At 42.3% G+C, this 19,052-nt stretch carries 15 protein-coding genes; all 15 read left to right on the top strand.

Annotation, left to right across the window (positions count from 1 at the left end; translation table 11 throughout):
- Positions 1–15 precede the first annotated feature (15 nt).
- The 15 genes from EUBREC_RS07865 to EUBREC_RS07795 all read left to right on the top strand — a co-directional run bounded on the left by EUBREC_RS07865 (position 16) and on the right by EUBREC_RS07795 (position 18,999).
- A complete protein-coding gene (locus EUBREC_RS07865) occupies positions 16–1,680 on the top strand; it encodes a putative polysaccharide biosynthesis protein (RefSeq protein ID WP_012742596.1) in 1,665 nt (554 codons plus the stop codon).
- A gap of 49 nt (positions 1,681–1,729) precedes the next feature.
- Positions 1,730–2,104, top strand: coding sequence for a hypothetical protein (locus tag EUBREC_RS07860; RefSeq protein WP_012742595.1), 375 nt, complete (start codon positions 1,730–1,732; stop codon positions 2,102–2,104).
- Positions 2,105–2,134: 30 nt separating this feature from the next.
- Positions 2,135–3,409, top strand: a complete 1,275-nt coding sequence (locus EUBREC_RS07855; protein ID WP_012742594.1) for an aminoacetone oxidase family FAD-binding enzyme — start codon at positions 2,135–2,137, stop codon at positions 3,407–3,409.
- Positions 3,410–5,029 carry an NAD(P)/FAD-dependent oxidoreductase gene (locus EUBREC_RS07850; RefSeq protein ID WP_012742593.1) on the top strand — a complete coding sequence of 540 codons (1,620 nt, stop codon included), beginning with the start codon at positions 3,410–3,412 and terminating at the stop codon, positions 5,027–5,029.
- A 48-nt stretch (positions 5,030–5,077) separates the two neighbouring features.
- Positions 5,078–7,702: a DNA mismatch repair protein MutS gene (gene mutS, locus EUBREC_RS07845; protein WP_012742592.1), complete on the top strand. Its 2,625-nt coding sequence runs from the start codon at positions 5,078–5,080 to the stop codon at positions 7,700–7,702.
- 11 nt (positions 7,703–7,713) lie between these two features.
- Positions 7,714–9,660, top strand: a complete 1,947-nt coding sequence (gene mutL, locus EUBREC_RS07840; protein WP_012742591.1) for a DNA mismatch repair endonuclease MutL — start codon at positions 7,714–7,716, stop codon at positions 9,658–9,660.
- Complete coding sequence (gene miaA / locus EUBREC_RS07835; RefSeq protein WP_012742590.1) at positions 9,657–10,643, top strand: tRNA (adenosine(37)-N6)-dimethylallyltransferase MiaA; 987 nt, start codon at positions 9,657–9,659, stop codon at positions 10,641–10,643. The genes mutL and miaA overlap by 4 nt, the downstream gene beginning before the upstream one ends.
- The gene (locus tag EUBREC_RS07830; RefSeq protein ID WP_012742589.1) at positions 10,637–11,935 is read left to right on the top strand and encodes a methionine gamma-lyase family protein; all 1,299 of its coding nucleotides are present in this window, start codon (positions 10,637–10,639) and stop codon (positions 11,933–11,935) included. Before miaA ends, EUBREC_RS07830 begins: the two co-directional genes overlap by 7 nt.
- 70 nt (positions 11,936–12,005) lie before the next feature.
- Complete coding sequence (gene radC, locus EUBREC_RS07825) at positions 12,006–12,695, top strand: RadC family protein (RefSeq protein ID WP_012742588.1); 690 nt, start codon at positions 12,006–12,008, stop codon at positions 12,693–12,695.
- A 23-nt stretch (positions 12,696–12,718) separates the two neighbouring features.
- Positions 12,719–13,723, top strand: a complete 1,005-nt coding sequence (locus EUBREC_RS07820; RefSeq protein WP_012742587.1) for a rod shape-determining protein — start codon at positions 12,719–12,721, stop codon at positions 13,721–13,723.
- Positions 13,724–13,737: 14 nt separating this feature from the next.
- Positions 13,738–14,688, top strand: coding sequence for a rod shape-determining protein MreC (gene mreC / locus EUBREC_RS07815; RefSeq protein ID WP_012742586.1), 951 nt, complete (start codon positions 13,738–13,740; stop codon positions 14,686–14,688).
- Between the two features lie 8 nt (positions 14,689–14,696).
- Positions 14,697–15,218: a rod shape-determining protein MreD gene (gene mreD / locus EUBREC_RS07810; RefSeq protein ID WP_012742585.1), complete on the top strand. Its 522-nt coding sequence runs from the start codon at positions 14,697–14,699 to the stop codon at positions 15,216–15,218.
- Entirely contained in the window at positions 15,208–18,030 is a 2,823-nt protein-coding gene (locus EUBREC_RS07805) for a peptidoglycan D,D-transpeptidase FtsI family protein (protein WP_012742584.1), read from the top strand. Before mreD ends, EUBREC_RS07805 begins: the two co-directional genes overlap by 11 nt.
- A 13-nt stretch (positions 18,031–18,043) precedes the next feature.
- On the top strand, positions 18,044–18,790 hold the full coding sequence (gene minD, locus EUBREC_RS07800; protein ID WP_167527327.1) for a septum site-determining protein MinD: 747 nt from the start codon (positions 18,044–18,046) through the stop codon (positions 18,788–18,790).
- Positions 18,787–18,999, top strand: coding sequence for a cell division topological specificity factor MinE (locus tag EUBREC_RS07795; RefSeq protein ID WP_012742582.1), 213 nt, complete (start codon positions 18,787–18,789; stop codon positions 18,997–18,999). Before minD ends, EUBREC_RS07795 begins: the two co-directional genes overlap by 4 nt.
- Positions 19,000–19,052 lie beyond the last annotated feature (53 nt).

Raw genomic sequence — 19,052 nt, 5'->3', positions numbered from 1 at the left:
ACAGAGGATTTATAAATGTCTAAAAAAAATAACGGGGCAAGCAATGCCTTAGTACAGGGCTCTATACTTGCCGTAGCATCTATTATAAGCAGAATAATAGGACTCATATATCGTATTCCGATGCAGCGTATATTGGGCGATATCGGAATCGGCTATTATTCCACAGCCTTTGAAATATACAATGTCATGCTGATTATATCATCATACAGCTTACCACTTGCCGTATCAAAGATGGTTTCAGCCCAGATGGCAAAAAAGAGGCGGACTGCGACGTATCAGATACTGAAGTGTGCTCTGCTTTTTGCAACCATCAGTGGCACAACAGTGGCTCTCATACTGTTTTTCGGTGGCAATTTTTTTGCAACAACACTTCTTAACACACCATACAGTATTTTTGCTTTAAGAGTACTGGCTCCCGGGCTTTTGGTAGTTGCAGTGCTCGGCGTCATCAGAGGCTTTTTCCAGGGACTGGGTACTATGATGCCGAGTGCCGTCTCACAGATAATAGAGCAGATAGTAAATGCCATAGTCAGTGTATGGGCTGCATATGTGCTATACCGTACAGGTACAAGGATTGGCGCAGTGCTTGGTGACAAGGAACACTATGCCGCAGCATATGGTGCAGCCGGTGGTACACTTGGAACAGTGCTTGGCTCTGTAGCGGCTCTTTTATTTGTAGTATTTATCTTTGCCATCTATATGAAGGTGTTCAAGAGGCAGATGAAAAGAGAACGAAATGTCAGGGTGAGCTCATTTGGCTACACAATGAAGATTCTTGTAATTACGGTTATTCCTGTGCTTTTAAGTACTACTATATACAATATCAGTGGCATCATAGACCAGGGTATATTCAAGCAGGTTGCACTGCTTCAGGGATACACTCAGAATGATATAGACGTATGGTGGGGTGTATACACCGGAAAGTACAAGCTTTTAATCAATGTGCCTATATCCATAGCATCAGCTATGGCAGCATCCTTTGTGCCGGTGCTTACAGGCGCATATCACAGGGACGATATGGAGGCCGTGAGAGGACAGATTAATCTTTCCACACGCTTTATCATGGTTGTCGCATTCCCATGTGCAGTAGGGCTTGCCGTGTTTGGACTGCCAATATTTAATATACTGTTCTCAAGCACCCGTGCAACAAATGCTGAGGCATCACTTATGATGTATGTCGGTGCGGTTGCGGTAGTATTTTACTCGCTTTCCACTCTGTCCAACGGACTGCTGCAGGGAATTGACAGGCTCAAAGTTCCTGTAATCAACGCTGCGATATCGATTGTAGCGCATGTCATAGTACTCATACTGCTTATGCTCATATTCAGACTCAATATACATGCAGTTGTGCTTGCCAATACATTTTTTGCATTGCTCATGTGTTTTATGAACAGCATGGCTTTAAAGAAGTACAGCGGCTTTAAGCAGGAAATAAAAAAGACCTTTATCATACCTGCCATCAGCTCGCTCATAATGGGAGTTATTTCGTATATAGTATACTTTATACTTTACAAGGCCTGTCATATTGAGATTATCGCCTTCATTCTTGCTGCAATCATTGCGGTTATCTCATATGCAGTTGCGCTGCTTTTACTCAAGGGACTGACTGAGGATGAGCTTAGACATTTTCCAAAGGGCACACTTATCATAAAAGTGGCAAAAAAATGTCATTTATTATAAAATTGAATAAATAACAAAAATTTACAGATACTGATTTTGAGGTGATAATATGAAAAGCAAAATCAGTATCTGTTTTTTAACTATTGTTGTAATTCTTCTTGCACTTGTTATGATAGAAAAAATCAATACGCAAAGAGCTGCAGACAAGGCTGCTATAATTGCACAAAGAAATGAAAATGATAAAGAAGAAAAAAATGAAAAAGAAAGCCTTCTGACATCAAATGAGGCTAAAAATGCAAAATACTGCATCAAAAATGACTCCGGAATGCTGTCTGTATACAACGCCACTGCAAGTGAAAAATACTTTGACACAGGCGTGTATTTTGAAGAACTGCCCGATGAAGCAAAAAATAAGGTTACAAACGGACTCTACTTTTTTAACGAAACTGATTTGTACGATTTTCTTGAAAGCTATTCAAGTTAATGTTAAAATAAATCAGTTAGGGGAAAGAATATGTACGATGTAATTATAATAGGTGCCGGTGCATCCGGGCTGATGGCGGCAGCAGCTGCTGCATCAAAGGGAGCACGTGTGGCACTTTTAGAGCACAAGGATGATATAGGAAAGAAAATACTTGCAACCGGAAACGGCAGATGTAATTTCACAAACACTGATATGTCTGTAAATAAGTTTCACGGCAGTAAAGCGCTGATTAAAAACGGGTTGTCGCAATTTAATTATGCAGACACAATACGTTTTTTTAAAGAACTTGGAATACCTGCATATGACAATGCAGGCTACATTTATCCAAATTCAAGACAGGCTGCATCTGTTGTGGCAGCCTTTCGCATGGAACTTATGAGGCTTCATGTGGATGTGAAAACAGGCATTAGTATTACAGAAATCAAGACTGCAAGGATTACGGCTGAGGACACAAATTCTGCTTCTAATCCGGCAACTAATAAGAAGACAGATGACCGGACCGGTTACTGCATCCAAACAGACAAGGGCAGCTTTAAGTCCAAAAGGCTTATCATAGCGTGTGGCCTTACGGCTTCCCCAAAGCTTGGAAGTGACGGAAGCCTGTTTCGACAGATAGAAGCTCTCGGACATCATATCCAAAAGCCATTACCCGCGCTTTGCGGCTTTAGCTGTGATGGCCTAAATTTCAAAAAAATCACAGGTGTCAGGTGCGATGCCACTGTCGCTTCCGTGATAGACGGTCAAATGACAGAGCAAAATACAGGGGAGCTGCAGTTAGCTGACTATGGCATCTCAGGCATCCCGGTTTTTCAGATTTCAAGTCTTATGTCAAGAGCCCTCGATAAAGGTCAAAGGGTCGAGGTGATAATTGACTTTTTGCCGGCTTTTAGTGATGATGAGCTTAATGGGTACATAAAGGACAGAAGTATTACAACGACAGACAACCGCTCGCTAAATGAGATGCTTAACGGACTTTTAAACAATAAGCTTCTTCTTGAGCTGATACACAAATCAGGTGTATCTCCTGACAAAAAGGGAAGGCTGTTGACAGATGATGATTGTAAAAGTCTCACCCGCTCAATAAAGCATACAGCCGTTTCGGTAAAAAAGCCAAGAGGAGCCGAATTTGCACAGGTGTGTGCAGGCGGCATATGTACAAAGGAAATAGATGTACGTACATTGGAATCCAAAATCCATCCGGGGCTTTACTTTTGCGGAGAGCTGCTTGATGTGGACGGCATATGCGGTGGCTACAATCTGCAGTGGGCATGGACAAGTGGATATATAGCAGGAGAAATGCAGTAAATGATTAAAATTAACCAGATAAAGCTCCCCGTCACGCACAGTGATGAGGCATTAAAAAAGAAAATAATAAAAATGCTTAAGCTCAATGCCAAGACAGGCTTCACATACCGCATATTAAAGAAATCACTTGACGCGCGTAAAAAGCCTGAGCTGTTCTATACATATTCAGTTGCTGTAGAGATAGAGGATACAAAAAATAGCGAAGAAGCAATTGTAAAAAGAGCAGCCAGCTCATCTGTGCTCATATATAAAGAAAAAGAGTATCGGATACCTGCGCACGGAAATATACCGCTTGACAGGCGCCCTGTTATTGCAGGGGCAGGTCCTGCCGGTCTGTTTTGTGCATATATACTGGCAGAGGCAGGTTTTCGCCCGATAGTTATCGAGCGTGGCAGCAGGGTTGAGAAAAGAACCTGCGATGTACAAAAATTCTGGGAGAGCGGCATACTTAATCCCAAAAGCAATGTACAGTTTGGTGAGGGCGGTGCAGGAACCTTTTCAGACGGCAAGCTGAACACATCCGTAAAGGATCCGTCGGGCAGGAATCGTCTTGTGCTTGAGACATTTGTGCGCTTTGGGGCAGATCCGTCCATACTTTATGACAACAAGCCACATATTGGTACTGATGTGCTTTCAGAAGTAATTGTCAACATGCGTGGGTTTTTGGTTGACAAAGGGGTTACATTTGTATTTGACACCTGTGTAAACAATCTTGACATAGTTTCCAAAAAGCTATTAAGTGTTTACACGGATTCTGACAGTAACAATAATAGTGAGATAAAGACAGATGTATGCGTTCTGGCACTCGGACACAGCGCCAGAGATACATTTGATATGCTTTACAACAAAGGCTTTGATATGGAGTGCAAGAGCTTTGCCGTCGGCTTTCGCGTGGAGCATCCGCAGCGCATGATAGATGAATCACAGTATGGTATTCAAAAGAAAATCATACTTCCTCCAAGCCCTTACAAGGTCACATCCAATTTTCCGAATGGCAGAGGAGTCTATTCATTCTGCATGTGTCCGGGAGGATATGTGGTCAACTCATCGTCAACCGAAAATCACACGGTGGTTAACGGCATGAGCTATCACGACAGAAACAGCAAAAATGCGAACAGTGCCATCATAGTATCTGTTTCGCCGAAGGATTTCGGAGCAGATGATGCCCTCGCCGGAGTGAGATATCAGGAAAAGCTTGAAACAGAAAATTATAAGCGAGGCAATGGTTTAATACCACAGCAGCTTTTCGGTGATTTCTGTGATGACAGATTAACAACAGCATACGGTGATTTTGACTCCTGTACAAAGGGAAACACCGTCTTTGCAAAGCTGAATGGACTGATGAACGCTGACATGGAGCAGTCGTTCAAGCTTGGAATGGAACATTTTGGTCATCTGATACATGGTTTTGACAGAAAAGATGCAATTTTGTCCGGTATGGAGACACGCACATCTTCTCCGCTTCGCATAAAAAGAGATGAATCCTTTGAGAGCAACATCTCGGGTGTATACCCTTGCGGAGAGGGAGCAGGCTATGCAGGAGGCATTACATCTGCGGCAATCGACGGCATAAAGGTCGCAGAGGCAATTATTAAAAAATATAGACCGGATTTTAAATAATATTTATACACGTAAAGAGAGGAAATATTCGTGGCAGAAGTATCACCAATGATGCAGCATTATCTGCAGACAAAAGAACAATATAAGGATTGTATTTTATTTTATCGCTTAGGAGACTTCTATGAGATGTTTTTTGATGATGCGATAATGGTTTCAAAGGAGCTTGAGCTTACACTCACAGGCAAAAACTGTGGACTTGAAGAAAGAGCTCCTATGTGTGGAGTACCGTTTCATGCGGCAGACTCATATATCAACAGACTTGTATCAAACGGTCACAAGGTAGCTATCTGTGAGCAGATGGAGGATCCAAAGCAGGCAAAGGGAATCGTAAAGCGAGAGGTAATCCGTGTTGTGACACCGGGCACAAACACTGATATGGCTTCTTTAGATGAGGCAAAAAACAATTACATAATGTCGATTGTATACACTGAGGACAAATACGGCATAGCAACCTGTGATGTCACAACAGGTGATTTTTTCACGACAGAGGTGGATGCTGAGAGGAAGCTGTTAGATGAGGTGAGCAGATTTAATCCATCGGAAATCATATGTAATGAAGCCTTCTACATGAGCGGAATAGATGTTGACGATATGAAAAACAGATTATCAATTACTGTTTCAGCACTCGACTCATGGTATTTTTCTGATGGTCTTGCAAATGAGACACTGCTTTCACATTTCCATGTACAGACAATAAATGCTCTGGGGCTTGAGGATTATGAAAGTGGAGTCATAGCTGCCGGTGCCCTGTTAAAGTACCTTTATGAGACGCAGATGAACTCGCTCGACAATATACTTGAGCTTCATCCGTACTCAATAGGCAAATATATGATAATAGACAGCTCATCAAGACGTAATTTGGAGCTTGTAGATACCCTTCGAGAAAAGCAAAAGAGAGGCTCACTGCTTTGGGTACTCGATAAGACACGCACGGCTATGGGAGCAAGACTGCTTCGCACCTATGTCGAGCAGCCTCTTATCGAAAAAGCAGAGATAATAAAGCGCCAGAAGCTTATCGAAGCACTTAATGCAAACGAAATCACAAGAGATGAAATCAGGGAATACCTTAATCCTATTTATGACCTTGAGCGTCTCATCACAAGAATCACCTACCAGTCAGCCAATCCGCGCGACCTTATTGCCTTTAGGGATTCTTTAAAAATGCTTCCACCAATAAAGCAGCAGCTTTCAGACATACCGTGTGAGCTTACCGATGAGATTAATGAAGAGTTCGACGAGCTTAAGGATATATATGAGCTTTTACTTTCATCCATTGAGGATGAGCCGCCTATCTCACAGCGTGACGGAGATATCATAAAAGCTGGCTACAACGAGGAGGTTGACCGTCTTCGAGACGCAAAAACCAAGGGAAAGACATGGCTTGCAGAGCTTGAAGCCGGTGAGCGTGAAAAAACCGGTATCAAAAACTTAAGAATCAAGTATAACAAGGTATTTGGATATTACCTTGAGGTCACAAACTCCTTCAAGGATATGGTTCCGGATTATTACGTGAGAAAGCAGACACTCACCAATGCCGAGCGCTACATCACACCGGAGCTTAAAGAGCTTGAGGATACCATTCTTGGAGCTGAAGACAGGCTCACATCACTTGAGTATGAGCTGTTTCGTGATGTAAGAAAACAGATTTCCTGCAATGTTTCAAGGATTCAGAAAACAGCCAGAGCTATAGCACAAATTGATGTTTTTGCTTCGCTTGCGCTTGTTGCCAGCCAGAATAATTACTGCAAGCCAAAGATAAATGAAAGCGGAATAATAGACATAAAAAACGGACGTCATCCTGTAGTTGAAAAAATGATTACAAATGACATGTTTATAGAAAACGATACATATCTGGATCAGCACAAAAACAGAATCTCAATCATCACTGGACCAAACATGGCCGGTAAATCCACCTACATGAGACAGACAGCACTTATCGTTCTCATGGCACAGATTGGAAGCTTTGTACCTGCACAAACTGCAAATATCGGTATTGTAGACCGTATCTTCACGCGAGTCGGTGCATCTGACGACCTTGCAAGCGGACAAAGTACATTTATGGTTGAGATGAACGAGGTGGCAAATATACTAAGAAATGCAACCGCAAAATCCCTGCTCATTCTCGATGAGATTGGACGAGGCACGAGTACGTTTGACGGACTAAGCATCGCCTGGGCAGTTGTAGAGCATATAAGTAATCCAAAGCTCCTCGGAGCAAAGACGCTTTTTGCAACCCATTATCACGAGCTCACCGAGCTTGAGGGCAAGCTTGACAGTGTAAATAACTATTGCATCGCTGTAAAGGAAAAGGGCGATGATATAGTATTCCTAAGAAAAATCGTAAAGGGCGGAGCTGACAGAAGCTACGGTATACAGGTTGCAAAGCTTGCAGGGCTGCCGGATTCAGTCATAGAGCGTGCCAAAGAAATCGCAGAACAGCTTCTTGCAAATGATATCACAGATACTGTAAAAAGCATATCCGTTGACAATGGCCACAAGCATAAAAAGGAGCATCTTGACGAAGTTGATATGACACAGATTTCACTTTTCGACACAGTGAAGGATGATGATATAATTGACGAGCTTCGAAGCATAGACATAGGCAACATGACACCACTTGATGCGTTAAACAAGCTGTATCAGCTCCAGAACAAGGTTAAAAACCGCTGGTAGAAAGGATTAAAATGCCAAATATTGCCATATTAAATCAGGAAACAATAGATAAAATAGCTGCAGGAGAGGTTGTTGAGCGTCCGTGCTCCGTGGTTAAAGAGCTGGTGGAAAATGCCATAGATGCAGGCTCCACAGCCATTACTGTGGAGATAAAAGAGGGCGGAATCTCATTCATCCGTATCACCGACAACGGCTGCGGAATTGAAAGAGACCAGGTTGCAGTTGCATTTTACCGTCACAGCACGAGTAAAATCCGCTCGGCAGAGGATTTACTCACAGTAAAGTCACTCGGCTTCAGAGGTGAGGCACTGTCAAGTATCTCGGCCGTTGCCCGCGTTGAGCTTATCACAAAGACATACGATGAGCTCACCGGCACCAGATATGTGATTGAAGGCTCGAAGGAGCTTTCCAACGAGGAAATCGGTGCTCCGGACGGTACTACCTTCATAGTAAAGGATTTGTTTTATAATGTTCCTGCAAGACGTAAGTTTTTAAAGACAGCACAGACAGAGGGCAGCTACATAAGCGATATGGTTGAAAAGCTTGCGCTTTCGCATCCCGATATATCGTTTAAGTTCATAAACAATAACCAGACAAAGCTTCACACCTCAGGAAACGGCAACAGAAAGGATATCATATACCATATATTCGGACGCGAGATATCGTCATCGCTGCTTGAGGTGAAGCATGAATGCGAATACTTTAAGGTGGAGGGCTTTATAGGAAAGCCTGTCATCACAAGGGGCAACAGAAATTATGAGAATTATTTCATAAACGGCAGGTATGTAAAGAGCAATATATTGTCACGTGCAATAGAGGAGGCCTACAAGAGCTTTCTAATGCAGCATCAGTATCCGTTTACAGTGCTTTACTTTACATTTTTCAGTGAACTGGATGTCAACGTGCATCCAACCAAGATGGAGCTTAGGTTCGACAACAATAACGAGATATATGTCGAATTATGTGACACAATATATGCAATTCTAGCCCACAAGGAGATGATTCCCGAGGTGCCTGTAGACAGTACGCCGGCGCCTAAAAAGATAGTGCATGAGTATAAGGAGCCAATACCGGAGCCGTTTGAGAAGAGGCGTATCAATGAGGTGAGGGCAGCGGAGTCAAGGAGCGTGTACGGACAGAGCGTGACAGCTACTGTAAAAAGCTCCACTGTAAAAGGACCTGCTGTTAATGAGCCTCTCACAGAAAATACTTTAAACCAACAGAAAGTTAAAACATCTGCATCGACGCCTGTTGTACATACCGGCAATTCAGTGGAACCAAAGCCTGAGACTTCCACCGCGTATGAACCTGCACATGTTGTCACCGGCACCCAGCAGACTCTAGGGGATTACGACAAGGTTTTTCTTACAGAAAGCGCCAAGAAGCAGTTTTCCATCATAGGCCAGCTCTTTAAGACATACTGGCTCATAGAGTTTGAAGACAAGCTTTATATCATAGACCAGCATGCAGCCCATGAAAAGGTGCTGTATGAAAAAACAATGGCAAGACTTGCCAATAAGGATTTCACATCACAGCGCATAAGCCCTCCGATTGTTATGACACTTGATGCCAGGGAATGTGAAATGCTTGAGAAATACCGGCCGCAGATAGAGCAGTTTGGCTATGAGGTGGAGCATTTTGGCGGCAAGGAATACATGATCAGTGCAATTCCAGATAATTTGTTTAACATAGATATGAAGGATCTGTTTATAGAGATGCTCGATGATTTTTCCAATGCGACAGGCAGACAGACTCCTGATATCATCACGGAAAAGGTCGCATCCATGTCGTGTAAGGCAGCAGTCAAGGGCAATGACAAGCTTACTCTTCCTGAGATAAATAAGTTGATAGATGAGCTTTTGTCACTCGACAATCCTTACAACTGCCCACACGGCAGACCAACCATCATCTCTATGAGCAAATATGAGATAGAAAAGAAATTCAAACGTATCGTATGACAACATACACATTTGGACTGAGGTGCAATATGACACAAAAACCGATGATTGTCCTGACAGGACCGACAGCAGTAGGAAAGACAGCTCTATCGATTGAGCTTGCAAAAAAAATAAATGGTGCTATAATATCCGCGGATTCCATGCAGGTATACAAATACATGGATATAGGCTCTGCGAAGGTTACAGTCGATGAGATGGACGGCATAAAGCACTATCTGATAGATGAACTTGAGCCCTCTGACGAGTTCAATGTATTTATCTTTAAGGATATGGCCAAAAAAGCACTTAATGAGATATACGAAGCAGGAAAGATACCGATAGTTGTCGGCGGCACCGGCTTTTATATACAGGCGCTTTTGTATGACATTGATTTCACAAAGCAGGATGTGGATGAGTCGTACAGAAAGAGCCTTTACGACTTTGCTAACGAGCACGGAAACCATGCACTGCATGAAAAGCTTAAGGATATCGACCCTGCATCCTACGAGAGCATCCATGAGAATAACGTAAAGCGCGTCATCAGGGCAATTGAATACTATCACACCTGCCATGAACCGATTTCAAAGCACAATGAGACTGAAAGAGCCAAGCAGTCTCCATACAGTTTTGCCTATTTTGTACTGGATGATGTAAGACAAAGACTCTATGAGAGGATAGATAAGAGAGTTGATATCATGGTTTCAAACGGACTTGTCAATGAGGTGAAAAAGCTAAAGGCAATGGGCTGTACAAGCGATATGGTATCCATGAAGGGTATAGGATATAAGGAAATCCTTGCATATCTTGATGGAGAATATTCACTTGATGAGGCTGTGGACAAGGTAAAGCTTGAGTCAAGGCGTTTTGCAAAGAGACAGCTAACCTGGTTTAGGAGAGAAAAAGATACCATATGGATAGAAAAAAATGAATATTCATATGATGATAATAAAATATTAAATAAAATACAAGAAATTTTAGCAGAAAAGAGGATTATAATTTGTTAGATACCAATGAAGCCATTTACAGGCAGTATGAGACACTTGGAATATCAAAGGAGGTTTTGGATTTCGGAACCTCTGTAGAAAAGGAGCTTAAGGAGCGTTTTGACAAAATAGACACAAATGCTGAGTATAATCAGCTTAAGGTCATAGCCGCCATGCAGAAAAACAAGGTGAGCGCAGAGTGCTTCCAGGCATCAAGCGGCTACGGCTACAATGACCTCGGAAGGGATACACTTGAGAGAGTGTACGCAGACTGTTTTGGCGCAGAAGATGCACTTGTGAGGCCTCAGATTACCTGCGGTACACATGCACTTGCACTTGCACTCATGTCAAACCTGCGCCCGGGCGATGAGCTTTTAAGCCCTGTCGGAAAGCCTTACGATACACTTGAGGAGGTAATAGGCATACGCCCTTCAAAGGGCTCGCTTGCTGAGTATGGCATCACATATGCGCAGGTTGATTTACTGCCTGACGGTGAGTTTGACTATGACGGAATAAAGAAAGCCATCAATGAAAAAACGAAGCTTGTCACAATCCAGCGCTCTAAGGGCTATGCTACAAGACCTACACTTTCGGTCAAACGAATAGGTGAGCTCATTGCCTTTGTAAAGAGCATAAAGCCTGATGTGATTTGTATGGTCGATAACTGCTACGGTGAGTTTGTCGAGGATACAGAGCCTATCCAGGTTGGAGCGGACATGATGGTTGGCTCGCTGATCAAAAATCCGGGAGGTGGACTTGCACCAATCGGAGGCTATATTGTCGGCAAAAAGGAATGTGTTGAAAATGCCGCATACCGTCTCACATCTCCGGGGCTTGGCAAGGAGGTTGGAGCCTCACTCGGAGTCATCCAGTCATTTTATCAGGGTTTTTTCCTTGCACCGACTGTCGTAAGCGGAGCATTAAAGGGAGCAATCTTTGCCGCAAAAATCTATGAAAAGCTTGGTTTTAAGGTGGTTCCTGACGGTACTGAAAGCCGCCACGATATCATACAGGCTGTAGAGTTCAATAACCGCGATGCTATGATAGCCTTCTGCGAGGGCATTCAGGCAGCAGCACCTGTAGACAGCTATGTGACCCCTGAGCCATGGGCTATGCCGGGCTATGACAGTGATGTCATCATGGCAGCAGGCGCATTTGTGCAGGGCTCATCCATTGAGCTTTCTGCCGATGGCCCTGTGAAGCCGCCATATGCGGTTTATTTCCAGGGAGGACTCACATGGTACCATGCAAAGCTTGGAATTTTGATGTCTTTACAAAAACTTTATGAGAGAAATCTTGTTAAGCTTGATTAGGTGTGCTACAATTAACTGAAAACTTTGCTTAAATCCGTTGTCAATCGCCTGGGAGAAGCGAAAGGGATTAATGCATAATAACAAAACAATTAAAAATCTGCCGGCTTCAGAGCGACCATATGAGAAATTTTTATCGCTTGGAGCATCAGGCCTGTCAGACGCTGATTTACTTGCCATCATTATAAAGACCGGCACAAGAGACAAGACTGTGATTGATATTGCACAGGACATACTTTCCGGCAAGCATAGCAATCTGCTCAATCTCTATGAGATGTCCTATGAGGAGCTTCTTAGTATCCCCGGGATAGGGCAGATAAAAGCTATACAGCTTAAGGCGATAGCAGAGCTGTCGCTTCGCATAGCAAAGACCAAAAAGGTTCAAAGCATCAGAATGAATAATCCTCAGACAATAGCTGACTACTACATGGAGCAGATGAGGCATCTCACAAATGAAGTCGTCATTTGTGCCTATTTTGATGTTAAAAGCAGATTCTTAGGAGACAAGTTCATATCCAAGGGTTCACTAAGCTCATCTGTAGTGGACATAGGCTCCATCATCAGGACCGCCCTGGACAAAAATGCATCAAAGCTTGTTTTATTGCACAATCATCCAAGCGGAGATTGTACTCCCAGCAGAAATGATATTGCTGTCACAGACAGATTAATTGAGGGCTCAGGAATTTTTTCCATAGAGCTTTGTGACCATATCATAATCGGAGATAACGAATATTATAGCTTCTATGAAAATAAACTTATATAAACAGAAGACGAGGTAGAATTATTATGAGCAACAACGTTTACGGAATTGATCTGGGAACAAACAATTTCAAGGTATACTCAAAGGCTACAGGCAAGACAATGCTTGAGAAAAACACAATAGCCGTAATAGACAAAAATCAGATATATGCATATGGAGACAGCGCATATGCCATGTATGAAAAGGCGCCTGAGACAATCAACGTCATATTTCCTGTCGTAGAGGGAGTTATTGCTGACTATAATCTGCTTCAGACTATGATTTTTGACTTTTTGGAGCACAAGACAAAGGCACGTATCAAAAATGCCGAGTTCATCATCGCTGTGCCGACAGATATCACAGATGTAGAGAAAAGAGCATTCTACGAGCTCTTCTATAAGAGCAAATCAAAGCCTAAAAAGGTCATGCTCTGTGAGAAGCCTATCGCTGATGCTGTAGGTCTTGGAATAGATGTAAACGAGCCAACCGGTGTCATGATAGTAGATATGGGCGCTGACACAACAGAGACATCCGTTATTTCACTCGGTGGCCTAGTGCTTAGTGACCTGCTTCATTTCGGTGGCAACAGACTTGACGAGTCAATTATCTCCTTTGTGCGAAAGGAGTTCAATCTTGTAATCGGACAAAAGACTGCAAAGCTGTTGAAGGAGACCATAGGCTCTGCACTTCCGGGAAGAGAGGACAGTATGGTAATAGTGGGACGTGATGTGGTAAGCGGCCTGCCTATTGAGATGGAAATTGGTTCAAAGGTCGTTTACGAGGCTATGAAGTCAAACCTTGAGTCTATATGCACATCAATAAAAATGATTCTTGAGAAGACTCCGCCTGAGCTTGCAAAGGATATCATCCATTCAGGCATTTATATCACAGGAGGTGGCTCACAGCTTACAGGACTTGACCAGCTCTTTGAACAGATTACAGGTATAAAGGTCATCTGCTCAGAATGTCCTGAGGAGAGTGCAGTACGCGGACTCGTACAAATAGTTTCTGATTCAAAATATAAGAGACTTCCGTTCAGCATCAAAAAATAATAACCGAGGTTAACATGAGTAAGAATTTTCGCAATCGAAAGAGAAAGCACAATAAAAAGCTGCCTGCAAGATACACACTGTTGATTATGACAGCAGTCTGCTTTGTGACCATGCTGTTAAGCCTTACCTTAAATATCTCCGGTGGTCCTTTAAAGACTGCTGCCGGATATGTATTCATCCCAATGCAGAAAGGTATAAACAGCTTTGGAATCCACATTTCAGATAAGGTTACAGAAATACGTACATTAAAAAATGTCAAGGCTGAGAATAAAAAGCTCAAGGCCGAGGTAGAAGAGCTTACAACACAGCTCACAACAAACAAACTTGAACAGTATGAGCTTGACAATTACAGACAGCTTCTTGATTTGGATACCAAATATCCATCATATCCCAAGGTTGCTGCCAGTGTCATAGCAAAGGACAGCGGAAACTGGTTTTCTACCTTTACTATCGACAAAGGAAAAAAGGATGGAGTGGACGTAGGCATGAATGTGCTTGCGGGAAGCGGACTTGTAGGTATTGTTACCGATGCTGGTGATAATTTTGCCAAGGTACGTTGTATCATAGATGATGCCAGCAAGGTCAGTGGCATGGTTTCCACCACGGAGGACAACCTCACCGTCAGTGGCAATATAAAAACCATGAACGAGGACAAGGTAATTACCTTTACAGAGTTAAAGGATGACGACAACAAGGTAAAAGAGGGCGATCCTGTAGTTACCTCATACGTGTCAGACCGTTACCAGCAGGGCATACTGATTGGCTATGTAACAAAAATCGAAAATAATTCCAACAATCTGACAAAATCCGGCACTATCACACCGGTTGTAGATTTTGAGCATATCGAAAATGTCATGGTCATAACACAGCTTAAGCAGACCGGTGACACTAAGACAGCTGACGACACCGAAAGTACAGAAACAGCCGGTGACAGCCAGACTGAAAATTCAACTGAAAATAAGTAAGGAGCAGCATGAGACGTAGAATTGTTTTATTTATAATAATAACTTTATGCTTTTTATTGCAGACCACGCTGTTTAAGACTCTTTCCTTTGCCAATATCTCACCAAACCTGTTGATTATAGCCGTATCATCCTTTGGCTTTATGCGTGGCAAAAAGGAAGGACTGTGGGTAGGCTTCTTTTGCGGCCTGCTTATTGACATATTTTGCGGAAATTATATAGGACTGTATGCTTTAATATATATGTATATCGGTTTTATCAATGGATTATTCCAGAAAAGATTCTATCCTGACGATATAAAGCTTCCTATGCTTCTGATAGGAGGCAGCGATTTGTTTTACAATCTGGTAGTATACTTTTTCATGTTTTTACTGCGTGGCAGATTTAGCTTTTTGTACTATCTGAAGTCAATTATCATACCTGAATTTGTATACACAATGGTTATCAGTATACTTTTGTATCTGGTATTTCTTAAGTTAAACCAGAAGCTGGAAGCATACGAGAAAAGGAGAGCAAAGAAATTTGATTTATGATATAAAAGATTTTCTGAAGAAATTTTTCAGCTCAAGGCTTTTTGTATTGGCAGCAGTAATTATTTTCATGTTTGCCCTGCTTGCCGAAAGAGTCTTTACCCTTCAGATTATTAAAGGTGCAGATTATCAGAAAAACTTCATAATGCTGATTAAAAAGCCGCTTTCCATAGAGGCATCAAGAGGCAATATATACGATGTAAATGGTGAGCTGCTTGCTTACAATCAGCTTGCATACTCTGTAGTCATCTCAGACAATGGCAGCTATTCATCTACGAAGGAGCACAATCGTCTTTTAAACAAAGAGCTTAATGAAATTATCAATGTGATAAAAAACAATGGCGGCTCCATATACAATGATTTTCCGGTTGTTTTAAACGATGATGGTACATACAGCTTTACATTCACATCTGAAACCTCAAAAAAGAGATTTCTGTCAGATGTGTTCGGAAAGAAATATGATAAGCTCGAATACAATAAAGCACTTGGATTTGACGAGGCAAATGCCAGCGCCCAGAATATTATTGATTTTCTAAGCTCTGACCAGAATGAATGCTTTGATATAAGCAGCAAGTATGATACACAGGCCACTTATGATATTGTAGTGATGAGATATGCCATAAAACAGAACCGATTCACTAAATACAAAACCACTACTATAGCAAAGGATGTAAATGATTCGATAGTAGCATATGTCAATGAGCATTCAGATACTCTTACCGGCATATCAGTTGAAGAGGATACCATCCGCAAGTACAACTATCCTGAATATATTTCATCGCTCATAGGATACACAGGCAAGATATCTACCGACGAGTATAATGAGCTGTCAAAGGATGATGACTCATATACACAAAATGATATGGTAGGTAAGTCAGGCTTGGAGCAGTACTATGAGAGCTATCTGCGAGGCAAAAACGGTGAAAAACAGGTCTATGTAAACAATGTCGGTAAGATAAACGAGGTAATAAGTCAGGAGAATCCTGTTTCCGGAAATGATGTCTACTTAAGTATTGACATCAAGCTGCAGGAGGCCACATACAAGCTGTTAGAGCAGGAGATAGCCGGAATTGTTTACTCCAAAATAAAATCCGGTGAAATACCTATAAATGATGTTTACTTTGCACTGATCAACAACAATGTAGTTGACCTGACACACTTCAATGCATCAGATGCATCAGCAACTGAGCAGGCTATATACAATTCCTTCAGTGGTCAGCTGCAGGATGCATTATCCACTATTGACAGAGAGCTTGAAAGTGGTACCTCAGGCACTGCCTCCATGTCGGAGCAGACACTTGATTATTTTACATGTGTTATGTCAGTGCTAAACGATGATGGACTGCTGTTGAACAAACAGATAGATACCTCTGATTCCACATACACCTCATGGAAGGCTGGCACACTCTCACCGCGTGATTATCTCAAATACTGCATTTCAAAGCAGTGGATAGACATCACAAAGCTTGATGTGGACCAGAAGTATGCTGATTCAAGCGAGATTTACACAGCACTCTGCTCGTATATCAGGGATGCCATGACTGACAATAAAGACTTTGCCAAAATTATATACAAATATATGGTAAATTCCGGGGCGGTCACTGGACAGCAGCTGTGCCTTCTGCTTTTTGACCAGGGTGTACTCGATTATGACGATGCAACAGTAAGCAACATTGCCAATGGCTCCATCAGTCCATATGCATTTCTTATGGACAAAATAAACAATATAGAGATAACACCTGCACAGCTTGCCCTTGACCCATGTACAGGCTCCTGTGTCATAACTGATGTAAAGACAGGACAGCTAAAGGCTTTAGTCAGCTATCCGGGCTATGACAACAACAAGCTTGCAAACACTGTAGATGCTGATTACTACCAGTCTCTCAGAGAGGACAAGTCTAATCCGCTATGGAATTATGCAACCCAGGAGCAGACTGCACCGGGATCTACCTTCAAGATGGTATCAAGCACCGCAGGTCTTGCCGAGGGAGTCATTGATACTTCGTCAAAGATCAATTGTACCGGAATATTTACAGAAATCAGCAATCAGCCAAAATGCTGGATTTATCCCGGAGCGCATGGTATGGACAATGTATCTGAAGCTTTAAGGGATTCATGTAACGTATTCTTCTACACAACAGGTTTCAGGCTTGCGAGCAAGGACACCGGTTCATATGACGATGAAAACGGTATGAAATACATACAAAAATATGCATCTATATACGGACTGGACCAGAAATCAGGTGTTGAGATAGTAGAAAAGACGCCGTCCATTGCCACACAGTATCCTGTTATGGCAGCTATCGGACAGAGTAATAACAACTTTACAACTATTTCTCTTTCAAGATATGTGACAGCAGTTGCTTCCGGAAAGCTTTATGACTATAAGCTGATGAACAAAATTGTGGATGCAGACGGCAAAACAGTCAAGCAGTATGATTCAAAATCAACCGATATATCAGGCACACTTACTCAAAGCCAGTGGGATGCCATCCATCAGGGAATGCGTATGGTGGTCGAAGACCTGCATGATGTATTTGGCGGCTTTACAGGTGTTGAGGTGTCCGGTAAGACAGGAACAGCACAGCAGGTTGAGACAAGACCAAACCATGCACTGTTTGTAGGATATGCTCCATCAAGCAATCCTGAAATTACAATAGCTACACGTATATCATATGGATACAGCTCACACAATGCTGCAGCTGCATCCAGAAATATAATTTCATATTATTATAATCTGGAGTCACTTGACGATTTACTCGCAGTCAAGGCTGAGGGTGTAAACTCATCAGGCTCAAGTGCCAGAACAGACTAGGAGGTTTATTTTTGTGAGTGAAGCAATAGTTTTCACTTCAGGAAAAGGCGGTGTTGGAAAAACTACGGTTATTTCCAATATCGGAGTTGAACTTTCACAGTTAGATAAAAAAGTCATCATGCTCGATACAGACATGGGACTTCGCAATCTGGACCTGGTAATGGGAATAGAGGACAAGGTCAATTACAATATCCTTGACATCTTAAACCGCTCATGCCGTATCAGACAGGCAATCATACGCAATAAAAAGTATCCCAATCTATATGTAATTCCTGCAGCACCTTCCATGGATACGCTATGCAGCTATGAGGCACGCTTCAAGATACTTATAGAGGAGCTTAAAGCAAGCTTTGATTATTGTCTGATAGATTCTCCGGCGGGTATCGACAGCGGCTTTTGGTTTTCAGTCTCACCTGCAGACCGTGCGATAGTAGTTACCACACCGCATGTATCTGCCATACACGATGCAAGGCGATGCATAAGCCTGCTCGACAGCGCACATCTTGACGATATATCAGTCATTGTTAATGCATATGACAAGCATATGGTAAGAAGGCATCAGATGATATCCGATAATGATATTACAGCACTTCTTTCTACCAGGATTATCGGCACTATTCCCTATGACAAAAGTGTTATCATTTGCCAGAACAGAGGAATACCTGTCCGTGAGGCCAAAAGCAGGCTTTCTCCTGTATTTGCCCGAATATCCGGTCAGATAATCCATTCCTCTGACGATATGAGAGGTGCCGCTGTATGATGCATAAATTTTCCAAAACAGGAGAATACGCAAAGAAAAGGCTTAAAATAGCACTTGCAGAAGATAGGAGCACAATATCTGCTTCTGACAATATGGCACAGATTAAAAAAGAAATAAAAAGCGTGATACAAAGACATATGAATATAAACGATGAAGCTTACGAAGTCCGGATTATCATGCGCGACAAAAAATCAATTAATAACCTTTAACAAAATACCTTTTGACCATCATGTCATTAGTATTAGAATTAAGATTACAAAGA

The organism is Agathobacter rectalis ATCC 33656, from assembly GCF_000020605.1.
Lineage (GTDB): Bacteria > Bacillota > Clostridia > Lachnospirales > Lachnospiraceae > Roseburia > Roseburia rectalis.
This window is presented reverse-complemented; position numbering and strand designations above follow the sequence as displayed.

Excerpts from the sequence above, each read along its gene's own strand:
- mreD (WP_012742585.1), top strand. The coding sequence starts at position 14,697 with ATGAGACGTAGAATTGTTTTATTTATAATAATAACTTTATGCTTTTTA.
- EUBREC_RS07865 (WP_012742596.1), top strand. The coding sequence starts at position 16 with ATGTCTAAAAAAAATAACGGGGCAAGCAATGCCTTAGTACAGGGCTCT.
- EUBREC_RS07860 (WP_012742595.1), top strand. The coding sequence starts at position 1,730 with ATGAAAAGCAAAATCAGTATCTGTTTTTTAACTATTGTTGTAATTCTT.
- EUBREC_RS07820 (WP_012742587.1), top strand. The coding sequence starts at position 12,719 with ATGAGCAACAACGTTTACGGAATTGATCTGGGAACAAACAATTTCAAG.
- EUBREC_RS07795 (WP_012742582.1), top strand. The coding sequence starts at position 18,787 with ATGATGCATAAATTTTCCAAAACAGGAGAATACGCAAAGAAAAGGCTT.
- mutS (WP_012742592.1), top strand. The coding sequence starts at position 5,078 with ATGATGCAGCATTATCTGCAGACAAAAGAACAATATAAGGATTGTATT.
- mutL (WP_012742591.1), top strand. The coding sequence starts at position 7,714 with ATGCCAAATATTGCCATATTAAATCAGGAAACAATAGATAAAATAGCT.
- EUBREC_RS07855 (WP_012742594.1), top strand. The coding sequence starts at position 2,135 with ATGTACGATGTAATTATAATAGGTGCCGGTGCATCCGGGCTGATGGCG.
- mreC (WP_012742586.1), top strand. The coding sequence starts at position 13,738 with ATGAGTAAGAATTTTCGCAATCGAAAGAGAAAGCACAATAAAAAGCTG.
- miaA (WP_012742590.1), top strand. The coding sequence starts at position 9,657 with ATGACAACATACACATTTGGACTGAGGTGCAATATGACACAAAAACCG.
- EUBREC_RS07850 (WP_012742593.1), top strand. The coding sequence starts at position 3,410 with ATGATTAAAATTAACCAGATAAAGCTCCCCGTCACGCACAGTGATGAG.
- radC (WP_012742588.1), top strand. The coding sequence starts at position 12,006 with ATGCATAATAACAAAACAATTAAAAATCTGCCGGCTTCAGAGCGACCA.